The 15137-nt window shown below is 72.4% G+C and carries 14 protein-coding genes and 1 tRNA gene; 5 read left to right on the top strand and 10 right to left on the bottom strand.

All coding sequences use genetic code 11. The annotated features are described in order from the left end of the window. Positions 1-10: 10 nt before the first annotated feature. Entirely contained in the window at positions 11-1927 is a 1917-nt protein-coding gene (locus tag ABZO29_RS27530; RefSeq protein ID WP_367322852.1) for a putative bifunctional diguanylate cyclase/phosphodiesterase, read from the bottom strand. A gap of 311 nt (positions 1928-2238) precedes the next feature. Between ABZO29_RS27530 and ABZO29_RS27535 the strand changes: the two genes are divergently transcribed. Continuing rightward, positions 2239-3501, top strand: a complete 1263-nt coding sequence (locus tag ABZO29_RS27535) for a M6 family metalloprotease domain-containing protein (RefSeq protein WP_367322853.1) — start codon at positions 2239-2241, stop codon at positions 3499-3501. 86 nt (positions 3502-3587) lie between these two features. On the opposite strand, the gene ABZO29_RS27540 is transcribed toward ABZO29_RS27535, so the two are convergent. The 7 genes from ABZO29_RS27540 to ABZO29_RS27570 form a co-directional block, all read right to left on the bottom strand. Then, positions 3588-3661: transfer RNA gene (locus ABZO29_RS27540), tRNA-Lys, on the bottom strand. Next, entirely contained in the window at positions 3652-4233 is a 582-nt protein-coding gene (locus ABZO29_RS27545; protein WP_367322854.1) for a bifunctional DNA primase/polymerase, read from the bottom strand. Before ABZO29_RS27545 ends, ABZO29_RS27540 begins: the two co-directional genes overlap by 10 nt. 123 nt (positions 4234-4356) lie before the next feature. After that, positions 4357-4725 (bottom strand): hypothetical protein, encoded by a 369-nt coding sequence (locus ABZO29_RS27550; RefSeq protein ID WP_367322855.1) that lies wholly within the window; start codon positions 4723-4725, stop codon positions 4357-4359. 473 nt (positions 4726-5198) lie between these two features. Continuing rightward, complete coding sequence (locus ABZO29_RS27555) at positions 5199-6551, bottom strand: AAA domain-containing protein (RefSeq protein WP_367322856.1); 1353 nt, start codon at positions 6549-6551, stop codon at positions 5199-5201. After that, positions 6548-8143 carry a hypothetical protein gene (locus ABZO29_RS27560; RefSeq protein ID WP_367322857.1) on the bottom strand — a complete coding sequence of 532 codons (1596 nt, stop codon included), beginning with the start codon at positions 8141-8143 and terminating at the stop codon, positions 6548-6550. Before ABZO29_RS27560 ends, ABZO29_RS27555 begins: the two co-directional genes overlap by 4 nt. Next, on the bottom strand, positions 8134-9318 hold the full coding sequence (locus tag ABZO29_RS27565; RefSeq protein WP_367322858.1) for a hypothetical protein: 1185 nt from the start codon (positions 9316-9318) through the stop codon (positions 8134-8136). Before ABZO29_RS27565 ends, ABZO29_RS27560 begins: the two co-directional genes overlap by 10 nt. Next, the gene (locus ABZO29_RS27570; RefSeq protein ID WP_367322859.1) at positions 9212-10168 is read right to left on the bottom strand and encodes a phosphatase PAP2 family protein; all 957 of its coding nucleotides are present in this window, start codon (positions 10166-10168) and stop codon (positions 9212-9214) included. Before ABZO29_RS27570 ends, ABZO29_RS27565 begins: the two co-directional genes overlap by 107 nt. Before the next feature lie 192 nt (positions 10169-10360). Here ABZO29_RS27570 and ABZO29_RS27575 point away from each other — a divergent pair, with 192 nt between their 5' ends. After that, positions 10361-10957 carry a histidine phosphatase family protein gene (locus tag ABZO29_RS27575; protein ID WP_367322860.1) on the top strand — a complete coding sequence of 199 codons (597 nt, stop codon included), beginning with the start codon at positions 10361-10363 and terminating at the stop codon, positions 10955-10957. Positions 10958-11004: 47 nt separating this feature from the next. On the opposite strand, the gene ABZO29_RS27580 is transcribed toward ABZO29_RS27575, so the two are convergent. After that, entirely contained in the window at positions 11005-12465 is a 1461-nt protein-coding gene (locus ABZO29_RS27580) for a hypothetical protein (protein WP_367322861.1), read from the bottom strand. A 256-nt stretch (positions 12466-12721) separates the two neighbouring features. Between ABZO29_RS27580 and ABZO29_RS27585 the strand changes: the two genes are divergently transcribed. The 3 genes from ABZO29_RS27585 to ABZO29_RS27595 all read left to right on the top strand — a co-directional run bounded on the left by ABZO29_RS27585 (position 12722) and on the right by ABZO29_RS27595 (position 14593). After that, positions 12722-13159 (top strand): hypothetical protein, encoded by a 438-nt coding sequence (locus ABZO29_RS27585; RefSeq protein WP_367322862.1) that lies wholly within the window; start codon positions 12722-12724, stop codon positions 13157-13159. Between the two features lie 101 nt (positions 13160-13260). Then, positions 13261-14130, top strand: coding sequence for a spermidine synthase (locus ABZO29_RS27590; protein ID WP_367322863.1), 870 nt, complete (start codon positions 13261-13263; stop codon positions 14128-14130). 10 nt (positions 14131-14140) lie between these two features. Continuing rightward, positions 14141-14593 carry an N-acetyltransferase family protein gene (locus ABZO29_RS27595; RefSeq protein WP_367322864.1) on the top strand — a complete coding sequence of 151 codons (453 nt, stop codon included), beginning with the start codon at positions 14141-14143 and terminating at the stop codon, positions 14591-14593. A 15-nt stretch (positions 14594-14608) separates the two neighbouring features. Here the strand turns inward: ABZO29_RS27595 and ABZO29_RS27600 are convergent, their stop codons facing one another. Further along, positions 14609-15109, bottom strand: a complete 501-nt coding sequence (locus ABZO29_RS27600) for a hypothetical protein (protein ID WP_367322865.1) — start codon at positions 15107-15109, stop codon at positions 14609-14611. Between the last annotated feature and the right edge of the window lie 28 nt (positions 15110-15137).

Here is a 15137-nt window from a genome sequence, read left to right on the forward strand (position 1 = left end):
CGAGGGGCCGTCACGCCTGCGTGCAGGCCCTGTCGCCCAGCAGCTCGGCGATACGGTCCGGCGACACCGGCCGTGAGTACAGCCACCCCTGGCCGGTGTCACAGCCGATGCGACGCAGCCGGGCGGCCTGGGCCGAGGTCTCCACGCACTCGGCGGTGACGGTCAGCCCGAGACGGTGGGCCAGCTGGATCATCGCCTCGACGACGACCTCGTCCGCCGGGTTCGGCGGGGTGCCCGCACCCTCGTACTGGAAGCCGCGGACGAAGGAACCGTCCAGTTTCAGGACCGAGACGGGCAGCCGGCTCAGATAGGCCAGGTTCGAGTAGCCGGTGCCGAAGTCGTCGATCGCGATGCCCACGCCCATGTCGCTGAGGGCCTGGAGAGCCTGCAACGGCCGGCCCGCCGAGCCCATCACCGCCGACTCGGTCAGTTCGAGCTGGAGGAGGTGGGGTGGCAGGTCCGTCTCCTCGAGGATCTCCGCCACGTCCGCCACCAGATCCGAGTCCCAGACCTGACGGACCGCCACGTTCACGCTCACGAACAGCGGCGGCTCGTCGGGGTGGTCCAGCTGCCAGCGGCGGGCCTGGCGGCAGGAGGCCTCCAGCACCCAGCGGCCCAGCGGCACGATCGAGCCGTCCTCCTCCGCCAGTCCGATGAACCGATTCGGCGTCAGCAGACCGAACTGCGGGTGGTTCCAGCGGACGAGCGCCTCGACCCCGCGGATCCGGCCGTCCGTCATACAGACCAGCGGCTGGTAGTCCAGCATGAACTCGCCGCGCTCGATGGCCGGCCGGAGCGTGGAGGACAGTGCCTGACGGGTCATCAAGTGGGCGTTGCGCTCGGGGTCGAAGAGCGTCCAGCGGGACTTGCCGTCCACCTTCGCCCAGTACAGCGTCGTATCGGCCGCCTGCATCAGGCCGGTGGCGGTGGTGCCCGCCGCGTGGCGCTCGACGACACCGATCGACGCGGAGACGGACAGCCGCCGCCCCGCCAGGTCGAAGGGGGCCTGGAGGGCCTGCAGTACGGATTCGGCGAGATCCGCGAGCTGCTCGGTGCCCGTGGAGTCCTCGATCAGCAGCGCGAACTCGTCGCCGCCGAGTCTGGCCACCAGCGGCGCGCTCGCTCTGCCGTAACCGGCGTCGTCCGCACAGCGGTTGAGCCGTTCGGCCACGGCCGCCAGCAGACGGTCGCCGACGCGATGGCCGAGGGTGTCGTTGACCGCCTTGAAGCCGTCGAGATCGAGGTAGCACAGGCCGATCCGGCCCGTGCCGCCCTGCTCGTACGACTCCGACTCCAGCGCGGCCGACAGGCGCTCGAAGAACAGCGTGCGGTTGGGCAGCCGGGTCGCCGGGTCGTGCATCTGCAAGTGGTGCAGTCGTGCCTGGAGTTCGCGGTGTGCGCTGATGTCGGCGACGGAGAGCAGCACGCCGGATGCGGCGTCGGCCAGCGGTGTCGCGGCGACCTGGGCCCACAGCGAGTGTCCGTCGGGGTGCTTCAGACGGCGTGTGCAGCGCAGCTTCGCCCGGCGGCCGCGCAGGACCTCGCGGTAGGCGTGCCAGGTGCGTGCGTCCGAGGCCAGGTCGAGCAGATCGGCGGCCACCTGCCCGGCGAGCTCGGCGGGTTCGGCGCCGAGCAGACCGCCGAGCGTGTCGTTCGCGCAGACCACCAGGCCCTCACGGTCGACGACGGCCATGGCGAGCGGGGCGGCCGCGAAGACGGAGCGGTAGGTGGTGGGGACTTCGGCAGGGACTTCGGCAGGGACTTCCGTGGGCACTTCGGCGGGGGCTGCGATACAGGCATCGGTGTGGGCATCCGGGCGGGTGTCCGCACCGGTCTCCGTACCGGATGATGTGCTGATGTCGCTCTCTGTGACGGCTGACCGGTCGAGGTCCACCGCGGCCGTCGGCCCTTCGGACGTTGCGCTCACCGTTGCTCCCGCCGTGCACTAGATCGCTGTCCGCCAGGAAAGTGTGCCGATCATAGAGGCTGGCCCCAGGCCCTTCCAGCCGCTCTCCAGTGTCCCGGAATCATCGACCCTTCTGGCAGATCGTTTCTGCCCGCACCTGGACGGGTTTTTCAGGCGGGCGACCAGATGTGACGTTCCGTGAGTGCCCTCGGGGTGTCGGTTGTACACCGCTGCCCGGCCCTTCACTCATCCGGGTCAGACAAACAAGGCATAAAACCATAAAGTCACACAGGCTGGGTGCGGTGTCCCGTGAACCGCACCCGGAGGTCCCTGTGCCGCGTCAGCTCCCGCGCGCCCGACTGCGCAGCACCGCGGCCGTGTTCACCACCCTCTCGGCGCTGGCCGCCACCTCCCTGTTCGCCGACCCGTCGGCCGCCGAGCCCTTCGCCACGGCTCCCTGCGCCCTGCAGCGCACCGAGGCCCACCACTCGGAGGGACTGGACACCTGGAACGCCGCCTACCCGCGGCCGACCCGCTCGCTGGACGCGGTGATGATCTTCCTGTCCTTCCCGGACTGGCCCCCGATGACCACCCCCGCCGAGCTGGCCGCCGACCACTTCCCGGCCACCAGCCGCTACTTCCAGCAGGCCTCCTACGGCAGGTTCGTCCTGCGCCCGCATCCGCTGAGTCACTGGATCCGGATGCCGAAGCCGTCCACCGCCTACGCCATAAGGCGCGACTGGAGCCCCGCTCAACGGGCCGCCTACCTGCACGACGCACTCGCGGCCGCCGACGGCCGGGTCGACTTCTCGCGGTACGACATCGTGTACTTCGTCGCCGATCCGGGTGCCCCCGGTGTCGACTCGGACGCCACGAAGGTCGTCAATCTCGACGCCCCGCTGCATGCGGACGGTACGGACATCCGCCGGGTCGTCACGGTCTTCGAGCAGCACCCGCCGGACCGGCTGGTCCTCGCCCACGAGACGGGGCACGTCTTCGACCTGCCGGACCTCTACCACCGGCCGGTGGACGGCAAGGGCGACTGGGACACCTTCGTCGGCGACTGGGACCTGATGGGCAGCCAGTTCGGCCTCGCTCCCGATCTGTTCGGCTGGCACAAGTGGAAGCTGGGGTGGCTGGATTCGCGCCAGGTGGTGTGTCTGCGGGGGCGCGGCCCGACACGGCTGACTCTGGAACCACTGGGTGCCGGGCCGGGGGTGCCGGTCACGGGCGCCGCCGGGGCGCCGGCGTTCGGACTCGGCAGGGGCACCAAGCTCGCGGTCGTGCGCACCGGGACCGACAGTGTCCTCGCCTTCGAGGCGCGCGGACCTGTGGGCGAGGACGCGGCCGCCTGCCGCGCCGGAGTGCTTGTCTACCGGGTGAGCAGTGACGCCGAGTCCGGGCGCGGCCCGGTCGAGGTGATCGACGCGCACCCGCACACGGAGGCCTGCTGGGAGAACTCGGTCTACCCACCCCTGGCGGACGCTCCCGTCGCCCTCGGCGAGAGCTTCACCGTGCCGGGCGAGGGGGTACGGGTGGAAGTGGAGGGGCGTACGGCTTCCGGGGCGTGGACCGTGAAGATCACGACGGGGTGAGTGTGAAGGTCGCGACGTGGTCTTCCGGCGCGGACTCGCGCACAGAGAAAAGGCCCCTCGCTTGCGCGAAGGGCCTCTCACTGTCGTGCGCCGCCAGGGACTCGAACCCCGGACCCGCTGATTAAGAGTCAGCTGCTCTAACCAACTGAGCTAGCGGCGCCTGCTGACGTCGTAGACCTTAGCATCCTGATCGGCGGGAGGAAAAATCGATATGCGGATAGCCGCTCGGGCGGCCCTCACCGCAGCCCAGAGCAGGACCTCCGGACCCGGCAGCCAGGGGTGACGCGTGTCCGGGGCGACCAGCCAGCGGGCACCGGAGGGGGCGGAGGGGAGAGCCGTGGGGATGGGGGCCGGTACGGTCACCGCGTCCCCGTTGCCGTGGCACAGCAGGGGCGGAACGTCCGCCGTACGACCGTCCCGGCGGCCGTGGGACCCCCACTCCTCCCACTCCAGGAGCGAAGGAAGCCGCTGGGCCGTGCCGGGCGTCGCGAACAGCAGGATCCGCCCCCGGAACTCGGCGACCGGCCCGGATCCGGGCCCCTCGGTCCAGAGGCGGTCGAGCATCCGGCGCCCGAAGATGGCCGGCGCGTTGACGACGTCGAAGACGGTTCCGCAGGGCAGTACGACGGGTGCCCCGGGCTGTTCCTCCCAGAGGGCGAGCGTGCTGCGCGGATACGTTCCTGTCGAGGCGAGCCAGGCGGCTCCGTCAGAGGTGACCCATGCGCTGCTCATGCCATCTACATCTACCGGCGGTGAACAACCGATTCCAGAGGGTTGCGGGAATCCGGGACAGGGTGGGGCGGGAGGGAGTATCTTGCCCTCCTGGCATATGCCGGTGCGGTGGCCGGAGCCGGATCACACGGGGTCGGCGGTTCCGCGGCCCTCGACGGCCCCCCGCATCAGATCCCGCCCGAACTCGACCATCTTCTTCGCGTAGTCCTCGGTCCACTCGGCCTCCTCGCCGATGTCCGCCGGGGTCAGCCGGTCGAACCGGCGCGGGTCGGCGAGCTGGGCCGCGGCGATCGCCTGGAACTCCACCGCCCGGTCGGCGGCCGCACGGAAGGCCTGCGTCAGCTCCGTCGCACGGGCCAGCAGCGCCCGCGGATCGTCGATCGACTCCAGATCGAAGAAGTGCTCAGGGTCGGCGGCCACCTCCGCGGGCTCGAACAGCAGGGGCGCGGGGCGTAGCCGCGGTTCGTTCCGACGCGGCGTGGGCTCCGCCATGTCTTCTCCTCCTCGTACGGTTGCCGGTGGCGCCGCCTTCTGGTTGTGCCACCCTCCATTGTCTCGCGCCGCCGCAAGGGGGCCCGTTGGCCCCGCCTTCTCAAGGTCTCCAGCCCAAGGGATGTTCCCCCGGGCAGGGGGCCGGTCACGGTTTCCAGCGCACCCGATGCTCCCCGAGGAGCGTCGGCACCGTGTGATTGGCTTCCCGGCTGTCCGGGCTGTGTCCCATGGCCGTCTTCGGTGGTGTGCCGCCGTGTCGGCCTGCCGCTGCCGTGGCGCCCGGTGCCGGCCGGGCGGGTGCCGGGTGCCGGTCATGGTCTCCAGACGACCTGATGTTTCCCGAGGACCGTTGGCACCGTGTGATTGGCCTCCGGGCTGTCCGGGCTGTGTCCCATGGCCGTCTTCGGTGGTGTGCCGCCGTGTCGGCCTGCCGCTGCCGTGGCGCTCCGCGCCGGGCGGGTGCGGGGTTCCCCTCACGGTGTCCAGACGACCCGATGTTTCCCGAGGAGTGCCAGCACCGCGTGATTCGCCTCCCAGCCGTCCGGGAACTTCACGAGCGTCCCCAGCTGTACCGGTTCCGTCGACGGATAGTCGTCCAGGAGCTCGCCCACGCCCGCCCGGCACACCACGATGCACGCGTGACGGTGGCGGGAGGCCAGGACGCAGAGGCGGCCCGTTTCCAGGTGGAAGGCGGTGGCGTCCGGGCGGCCCGAGAGCGGGTGCAGGACCACCGTCACGTCGTACTCCCGGCCCTGCAGCCGGTTCGCCGTGTCCACGGTGACGTCCGTGACGCCCAGCTCCGCCAGGGCCGTCCGTACCGCCGCGGCCTGGTCGCGGTGGGCCGTGCCGACGGCGATCCGGTCGGCGGTGAGGGGGACGGGCCCCGACGACCGCTCGGACACGGCCGCTCCGCCCCGGTCCAGCAGCCGTCGTACGACCACGGCCACGGCCCGGACCGCCTCCGGGTCCGTGCGCGGCGTGTGCCGGGCCGGCAGCTCCAGCAGGCCCCAGCCCGAGTCCGCCGCCTCGTCGATCACCCGGTCCGGGCCCGAACCGTCCGAGGCGACGGCGAAGGACAGCCGGCGGTCGTCGTGGTCCGTGCCGCTGCGGAAGGGGGTGTAGGGGTAGAAGGCGTCCGACACCAGCGGCGCGGCCGACGCCGGGAGCCGCCAGGACACCGGGAGACGGTGCTGCGGCAGGTCAGGGTTGTGCGCGAGCAGAGTCGTCACGGCAGAGGCCGACGGGTCGTACGACAGGCCCGCCCACTGCTCACTGCCCACGATCGCGAACGGGTCCAGCTGACCCGGGTCGCCCACGAACAGCGCCCGCTCGAACAGCCCGGCAACGGCGAGGAGCGAGTCCGAGCGCATCTGGTACGCCTCGTCGACGATCGCGTGCCGCCACGGCTCGTCCACCTTCACATGCGCCCACTTGGCCGCCGTCGAGATCACCACCGGGAGACCGGTCAGCTCCGCTGCCTTCGCCGACTTGCGGACGTTCGGCAGGTCGTCGAGCGCCTTGTCGTACGGATCGGCGTCGCTGCTGTGCAGTCGGCCGACCGGCAGTTCGGGGTCCTTCTCGGCGAGCCGGACGACCAGGTCGTCCACCTGCGCGTTCGTCTGCGCCACCACCATCAGCGGGCGTCCCGCGTCGGCGAGTTCGAGCGCCGCGCGGACGACGAGCGTGGACTTGCCGGCGCCGGGCGGGGAGTCCACCACGACACCACGCGCCGAGCCCTGCAGCGTGTCGTGGAGGATTCGCTCGGTCGCGCGGGAGGCTGCCGAGCCGGGGTCGAACGCGGCCTCCTCGGTCTGGGGCGCGGTCACAGGAGGTCCTCCTCGGTCACGGGATCGGCGGCCTCCGGCACGGCGGCCGTCTCGCCCGGCGGGCCGCCGTGCGTCCACGGTGTCTCCTCCGGGTCGGGCAGCTTCGCGCCGCCGCGCTGCTCGTGCTCGAAGAGCGTGAAGCAGACCTGGTCGCCCTTCTCCGGCACGGACCCGGTCTCGGGCTCCTTGCCGCGGCCCATCTTGTCGACGATCCGCAGGACGAGCACACCGTCGCCCTCCGTCCCCACGTACTCGGCCGCCTGCGGCTTCCCGGCGAGGGACCGGTACACCTTCGCCCGCTCCCCGAGGTGCGGCCGGTCGTCCGTGCGTACGGTGACCAGCGGGCGCGGGCTGGGCCGCTTGCCCTCGCTGTACGCCATGACCACGTCCGTGACCTCACCCGCGAAGGCCTCCCCGGCCAGCCTGCGCCCGGCCATCACCAGCGGGTCGTCGAGTGCCTCCTGGGCCTCCAGGCGGGCCTGCTCCCGCTCGCGGCCGGCCAGCTTGTTCGCGGCGGTGACCGCGTCGTCGCGACGCGGCTGCGGGGGCTCGCCGGCCACGACACGGTCGCGGTGGCCGGTGAACGACCAGCGGTCGCGGGTCCACCGCTGCTCGACGTGCGCTCCCTCGGGCAGGGTGCGGAGCAGGTCCAGTCCGTCCCACACCTTGTGCCAGGTGGGCAGCATGACCCGTCCGACCAGGTCGCGGATCTCCCGCTCGGCGGTGGTGAGGTCACCGAGCCTGTCGTCCGCCTCCAGGCCGTCCTCGGCGGCGGCGAGGGCGGTGCGGGCGCGGTCGTAGCGCTCGATGGCCGGGGCGAGCAGTTTGTTGTCGAAGGCAGGGTCGGTGGCCGGGCCGGCCGGCGGGCACAGCAGCTGGCCGTCCGCGCTCCGAGCGAGCTCCGCCCGGAGCGCGGCCTCGGCGCCCGTAGCGCCCTCCGGCGGTTCGATCCACGCCAGCAGGGCGCCCAGGTGCTGGTCCTCCAGAGTGGACTGGCCCGTCGCCCAGTGCCGGGCCAGGACGTCCGTGAGGGCCAGCAGGAGCGAGGAGCCGGGCACCCGGGCCCGCTCCCCGAAGTGGGTCAGCCACCGGCCGAGCAGCGGCACGCGCGGGGGCGCGGGATGCGGGGTCTCCGGGTCCTGCTCCGCCGTACGCCTGAAACGCATGGAACGGCCCAGCAGCCGTACGAAGTCGATGCCCGCGCGGCTCGGCACGATCAGCTGCGGCGCGTCCGCGCACAGCTCCACCTCGACCTTGACCCGCTTGCCGGTCTCCGGGTCGGTCTCGCCCCGCTCGGCGGCCTCCACGACGTCGGCGTAGGAGTCGACATACGGAAGAACGATGTCGGCCAGCTCGGCCAGGAAGGCGAATCTGAGGTCGCGGTCGCGCGGCTGCGGGACGACGAGGAGGCGCGGGGCCTCGCGGTCGGTCCCGGCCAGCGCGCCGAGCGGGGCGCCGGCCTCACCCGCGGTGGTGAGCGGCACGAACACCAGCGGACGCTCCGACAGATGCCGGTGCCGGACGGTGGCGGCGGGCTGCGCGCGGCCGGTGGCGACGGCCTCCAGACGGGCGAGGGTGGAGATCAGCGACATGCCACCGCTCCCAGCGCCTCGGCGCGCAGCTCGGCCGCCCTCCTGAGTGCCACCACCGCCGGATCCTCCGGATCCCCGGCCTCTCCGCGGGCTGCCGACAGGACGTCGTCGACCGTCGTCAGACCGCCCAGTTCGGCGCGGACCGAGCGGCCGAGCGAGGTCACCGCCCCGGCGGCGCGGGAGCGGTCGCGGCAGTGGAAGGCCAGCTCGCAGGCGGCCAGGCACTCGGGCGCGTAGGTCGCCGGAACCGACTCCACGGCAGCCGTCAGCTCGGCGGCGGGAAGATCGGGGGAGAAGCACGTGCCCTCGGGGAGCGTGTCCGCGATGTCCTGGATGCGGGTGAGACGGGCCAACTGGCGGCTGGTCACCGCGCGCTGTTTGCGGACGTCGACGGCCGAGGCGGTGGGGAGGTTGGAGAAGTCCTTGGGGCAGACGAGCAGGACGCGGTGGCGTACTCGGGGAGCGGGAATCAGGCGCGCAGCCACCTGTTCGAGGGCCAGTACGTAGACCGCGGCCTGCCGGGCGGCCGCGCCGACCTTCGTCGGGTCCGCCGAACCGTCCAGCATCGGGAAGGACTTGATCTCCACCACCGTCCAGCTGCCGTCCGGGTGGACGACGACGGCGTCCGGCTCGAGGAAGGCCGGGGAACCGGCGACGTCGAGCGCGAGCATGGGGTGGTCGAGCAGGGTCCAGCTGCCGCGGCCGTCCTCCGTGGCCTCGCGCAGGGCGAGCGCCGTGCGGGCTGTGCGGCCCTCGGGGCCGATCGCCGCGAGGTCGGGCACGCGCGCGTCGGCGGGCGGCTCCGCGCCCCGGTCCAGCTTCTCGTGCACGAGCCTCAGCAGCTCCGCGCCGCCGTCCGCCTTCACCCGCGCCTCGAACGCGTTGCCGCGGGTGAAGGCGAACTGCGACTGCCCGAAGACCGACGGCGAGCCCAACGCGCCTGCCACCGCCGCCTTGTTCACCCCGGCGCCGTCGAGGATGGCGCGCCGCTTGCAGCCCGGGTTCGCGGCGAGCGCCGCGAGGGCGCGGGCGTCCAGTGCCTTGGCGGGTACGTCGGGGCCGCGCAGCTCAGCGAGCCGCTGCCGGAGCGCCCTCTCCCGCGTCCGAGGGAGAGGTACTCGGTTCGGCTCCTGGCCCGAACCGCGCTTCGGGTCGCTGCCGTGGAATTCGCTCACCCGCGGAAGTCTGGCATCCGCCACTGACAATCGAGGCCTCTGTGCCGAGAGAGCTCACCGGGGCGGCCGCGAAACGCACCTCGATCCGGGCCCGGACCCGGTCCGAGTACCGCATCACGGCCGGCGCGAGGAGCAGCCCGACCCCCATCACGGCCACGCCCGCCACCGCGTCGAGGAAGTAGTGGTTCGCGGTGCCCATCACCACGATCGTGGTGAGCAGCGGGTAGGCGACGCCCGCCGCCTTCGCCGTACGCGTGCCGCCGTACCGCCACAGCATGACCCCGCACCACAGGGCCCAGCCCACATGCAGGCTCGGCATCGCCGCGTACTGGTTCGTCATACCGCCCATCCCGCGCGGCGCGCTCGCCTCGCCGCCCCACCAGCCGTGCGAGCTGTACTGGGCCATCGTGTCCACGAAGCCATGGCCGGCCGACAGCAGCCGGGGCGGGCAGGTGGGCAGCAGGGTGAAGCCGATGAGCCCGATGAACGTCGAGGTCATCAGCCAAGTACGGGCCGCGCGGTAGCGCACCGCACGCGATCGGAACAGCCAGACCAGGATCACGGGGGTGACCAGGTAGTGCAGCGACGCGTACCAGAAGTCGGCCGGCACGCCGAGCCACGCCTCGCGCGTGAAGAGCCGGTTGAGCGGGTGCTCGGCGTTGATGTGAAAGAACTTCTCTATTCGGAGGATCGCCAGGCCGTGGTCGACGGCGGTGGAGACGTCGCCGCGGGCGAGCAGTCGGCCCGCGGAGTAGCACGCGTACACCAGCAGGATCAGCGGCAGTTCGGTCCACCAGCGCAGTCGGGTCCGCGAGGCAGCCTCGATGCCCGGTGTCTCGGTCTGCGGCATCCGATCGCCTCCCCCTTCTTGTCGTCCCTGCGGCGCCCGGATGGTCCGGTCGTGCCACCCTACGGCGTATGCGCGCGCCCATTCCGGGCGCCCCCGGCCCTCAAAGACGCAGAGATCGCCCGCCAGGTTGCCCCCGCACAGCGTGCGCGATGATGGACGAGCTCCGCTCGACTTTTCCCGGAAGGGTCCTTCATGGCACCGCGCATCCTGCTGGCCCGGCACGGAGAGACACAGTGGTCACTGTCCGGCAAGCACACCGGCAGGACCGATGTCCCCCTCCTCGAAGAGGGCCGACACGGCGCCAAACTGCTCGGCGAACGCCTGCACCGGGCGCCGTTCGACGGCCTGCCCGGCGTCGAGGTGCGCACCAGCCCGCTGGCACGCGCGCGTGAGACGTGCGAACTCGCGGGCTTCGGTGAGCGGGCCTCCGTGTGGGACACGCTCCTGGAGTGGGACTACGGGGCGTACGAGGGCATGACCCCGGCCGAGATCCAGGCCGTACGGCCGGGCTGGCTGATCTGGCGGGACGGGGTGCCGGAGGGCGAGGGCCTCGCCGAGGTGACCGCCCGGGCCGACGAGGTCGTCGCGTGGGCGCGTGCGGAGGACCGTGACGTGCTGGTCTTCGCGCACGGGCACATCCTCCGGTCGATCGGGGCGCGGTGGCTGGGACTGCCGCTGGAGTTCGCGGCGCGGATACGGCTGAACCCCACGTCGTTGTCCGTGCTGAGCTGGGCTTACGGTGAGCCGGCGATCGAGAGCTGGAACGACTTGGGGCACTTGGCCGCTTAGGTCGTGCCGCCCCGGCGGCGCGACTGCCCGCAGCCGGGTGTCTCTCCTCACACCGTCCGCGGCGACGAAGCGTGTCTTTCCAGAAACGTCGACACCCCGGAGGCCCGCCGGTGCGGCAGCAACACCCGCGCCGTCCCCGCCAGCATCGTCTGGATCCGCGACGACTGCACCTCGGCCAGCAGATCCAGCACCCGCATCCCGGCCACCGCGGCCTCGTCGGGACGGCCCCCGCGGGCCAGATCGTCCGCCAGCTCGGCCGTGTACAGCGCGATGTTCCGCGTGAAGTGCGGATCCTGCAGCTGCGCCGCCCGCCGCGCATGCCGCGCAGCCCGGGTCCAGTCGCCCAGCGCGGACCAGCACTGCGCCTCCAGCCCCTCCAGCTCGGCCTCTCCGTAGAAGCTCATCCACTCGGGGTCGGCGTCCGAGCGGCCGCGTTCGAAGAGGGCCTGCGCCCGCGCCAGTGCCTGTTCGCAGCCGGTGCGGTCGGCGAGGCCCGCCCAGCCGCCGGCCTCGCGCAGCGCGAGCAGGGACATCAGCCGCGCGGAGCCCACGGGGCGCGCGACGCGTTGCGCGGCCTGCGCGGCGCGCACGGCCTCGCGCGGCCGTCCGGCGTCCCGCGCCAGGAACGCCGTGTTGCAGAAGGCGTGCGCCTCGACGCCCGCGTCCCCGGCCATCCGCGCGGTCGCCAGGGCTTCCGCGTAGTGGGAGCGGGCGTCGTCGAACCGTCCCGAGTCGTGCGCCAGCCAGCCCACGGAGATGGCGAGTTCACCGGCGCCCGCATGCAGCCGGTCGGCGGTCGCCTGCCGGGTCGCGCCGGCGTCCAGCAGCGCGTACGCGGCGCGCAGCGGGGCCGCCGCGCGCCGGTAGAGCCCGTCGGCGCCGTGCCGGTCGTCGAGCAGCCGGATCCTGCGGACGGCCTCTTCGAGGGCGCCCGCGTCGCTCGCTCCGGCGCGACGCACGGGGCGGTCCGCGGCCGCGGCGTCGAGGCTGAGCCCGAACGGGCCCAGCGAGGCGGCGGCCACCGTGGCGCCCCCGCCGGTCATGAATGCGCGACGCAGCACGTCGCTCTCCTCGTGGTTGTGGTGCGTGTCGTACGGGTCCTGCGTGTCATACGGCTCGTGCGCCCCGCGGGTCTCACTTGTGGCCCGCGCGTCATTCGTGGTGTGCGCCGGGCTTGTGAGGTGCGAGAGGGGCGCGTCCTCGGCGGTGCGTGCCCCACGTCCGCGCACGGACGAGCGGGGCGCGAAGCCGAGGTCGGTGAGCGTGCGACCGGGGAACATGTGCAGGAACACCCGTTCGTACGCGTAGTTGGGGCAGCGGATCTCGCCCGCCTCCACCCGGCCGATGTACCGCGCGTCGCAGCTGACCCGCTCGCCGATCTCGCGAGCGGCCCGCCGTACCAGTGCGGCGAACTCGGCGGGTGAGCGCTGTCCGCGCAGCTGCCGGAAGGCCAGGTTGGGCCGTGGTGGCCGGTTGGGCTGGGACGAGGTCACCGTTGACGACGCCATGGCCGGGTCCTCTCGTGCGAACCGTCGAACCATGCCGGGTCCGGGATGAGTTGTCCGTGTGACACCCCGTTTCCGGCGGGCAAGAACGTACCTGCTGTGGTCGGGTCGCCACGCAGGGTTTAGCTACAAACCGGATATCTCATACGTGATCTGCCATGAACTGCCATCCTTTGCGGCGGACTTCCGCCGTAGCCGTTGACGTCGTGGTGCGTTGAACTCTTCGGACTGCAAGAGGGGTTCCGTGGTGGAGGCGGGGATGGAGACCAGCCAGAGCATCGATGCTTGTACGCCGCTGACGACGGCGGGGCATCCGCCGACCCCGGAGTGCAGCGCGCCGCCGTTCGCGGGGGCCGGGTGCGACGTCGTCACCGTCCCGGCGCGGCAGGGGCTGGAGGCGGTCGACATCCTGCGGCGGGGGGTGGGGGACGCGGTGGGGCCCGTGCTGCACGACGACGACTGCGACACGCTCGGATTCGTGGTCCCTGCCGGAACCGCGGCGGGGTGGGACGTGCCGGGGAGTACGTGTACGGAGACGGATGGGCGGGGGCTGCGGCTGGATCCCGAGCCGCCGGTCGAGGGGGCGGGGTGGTTGCTGCCGCCGGAGGAGGCGGATCCGGCGACGGATCCTGCGGTGTTGCGGGCGGCGTTGGGGGAGGCGGCGAGGTTGATCGAGGCGGCGGACAATTGTTGCTGAGGTGACTTTTCGGGTGCCCGGTGCTGCGGCTGACCTCCATCGCCCCTGGGGGCACACGCGGTGGCTGAGCACTACTGCCCCGGCCTTGCGAGAATGGGTGGGTGGGAAAGGTCAGGAGTTCTCGGCGTGGGCGGGGTGTCGATGTTGCCGTCTCCGAGACCGTCGAAGGCGGGCTTGCGCAGCTGATACCGGATCGGGAGCGGGGGCGGGCCTGGACGCTGCTGATCGACGGGGCGCCGCAGTCACATGTCGATCTCGATGATCCGGCGTTTCTCTCCTTCGAGTACCAGCGGCGGCTCGGGCATGTCATCGATCTCGCCGCACCGCCCGGAAAGCCGGTCCACGCCGTGCACCTCGGCGGCGGCGCCCTCACACTCGCGCGGTACGTCGCCGCCACCCGCCCCCGCTCCACCCAGCAGGTCGTCGAACGGGACGCGGCACTCGTCCAACTGGTCCGGCGGGAGTTGCCGTTGGAGCCGAACGCCCGGATACGCGTGCGGTCGGTGGACGCGCGGGAAGGGCTCGGCAGGGTGCCCGACGGCTGGGCCGATCTCGTCATCGCCGATGTGTTCAGCGGGGCCCGCACGCCGGCCCACCTGACCTCGACCGAGTTCCTCGACGAGGTGCGCAGGGCGCTCAGGCCCGGCGGGCTCTACGCCGCCAACCTCGCCGACGGCCCCCCGCTCGCCCACCTGCGCGGCCAGATCGCCACCGCCGCCGCCCGATTCCCGGAACTCGCCCTGGTCGCCGACCCGGCCGTGCTGCGCGGCAAGCGGTTCGGGAACGCGGTCCTCGTCGCCTGCGACCTGCCCCTCCCGGTCGCCGAGCTCACCCGCCGCGCCGCCTCCGACCCGCACCCGGGCCGCGTCGAGCACGGCCACGCGCTCACCGACTTCACCGGAGGAGCCGTACCCGTGACGGACGCGTCGGCGGTCGCTTCCCCGGCCCCTCCGCCCTCGGTGTTCCGTTAGCATCGCGATCATGCTGGACTGGGAGATACGACCCGCTTCCGCGGAGGATCTCGAGGCGGCCGTCGAACTGCGTGCCGTCGTGATGCGAGCCGATCTGGAGCGGCTCGGGCGGTACGACGAGGAGCGGGTGCGGCAGCGACTGCGGGACCGGTTCGAGCCGGCGCACACCTGGGTGATCGAGGTGGGCGGCGCGTTCGCCGGGTGCGTGGCGCTGCGGCCGGACGGGGACGCGCACTGGCTGGAGCACTTCCTTCTGGACCCGGGCCTGCAGGGCCGGGGCATCGGTTCCGGGGTGCTGCGGGCGCTGCTCGAGCGGTGCGACCGCGACGGCGTCCGGGTCCGGTTGAACGTGTTGCGGGGCAGCGCGGCCCGGCGGTTGTACGAGCGGCACGGCTTCACCCTCGAGACCGAGGATCCGGTGGACGTGTTCCTCGTGCGTGAGGTGCCCGAACCGGCCCGGTAGGTACTAGTAGTTGTACTAGTAGTTGCCCACTTCCACCCGCGGCGGTCCGTCGTGCCACGTGCAGAACACCGACACCCGGTCCGCGCCCGAACCGAACTCCACGCGGATCCATGTCTCGGTCCTCCACACCTGCATCGACCAGCCCGTCCCCGGCGTTGCGGAGACGAGCGTCGCGGAGGTCTTCCCGAGGTCGAAGACGACCCGCCCGCCGTCGGTGTCGTAGCTCTTCACCTGGCCGGAGGCGGTGGGGGAGGGGCTCGCGGGCGCCGTCTTCGAGGGTGCCGCGGGCGGCGGGCTGGGCTTCGCCGACGGGCTCTTCGACGGGGACGGGCGCGCCGTCGCCGAGGCCAGTGGCTTCGACTCCTGTGTGGTCGCGCCGCCGGCCGCGATCGGCAGGGCGCGCGGCGGGTCGTACGCCGTGCCCGCCATCACCGTGTGGACGCCCCACCACGACAGCGTGACCGCCGCGCCCGTGGCGAGCGACCAAGCCAGTACGTGTACGAGTCCTCTGCGCATCGCGGGCCATACTGCCTCACGCGCCCCA

The organism is Streptomyces sp. HUAS ZL42 (genome assembly GCF_040782645.1).
GTDB lineage: Bacteria > Actinomycetota > Actinomycetes > Streptomycetales > Streptomycetaceae > Streptomyces.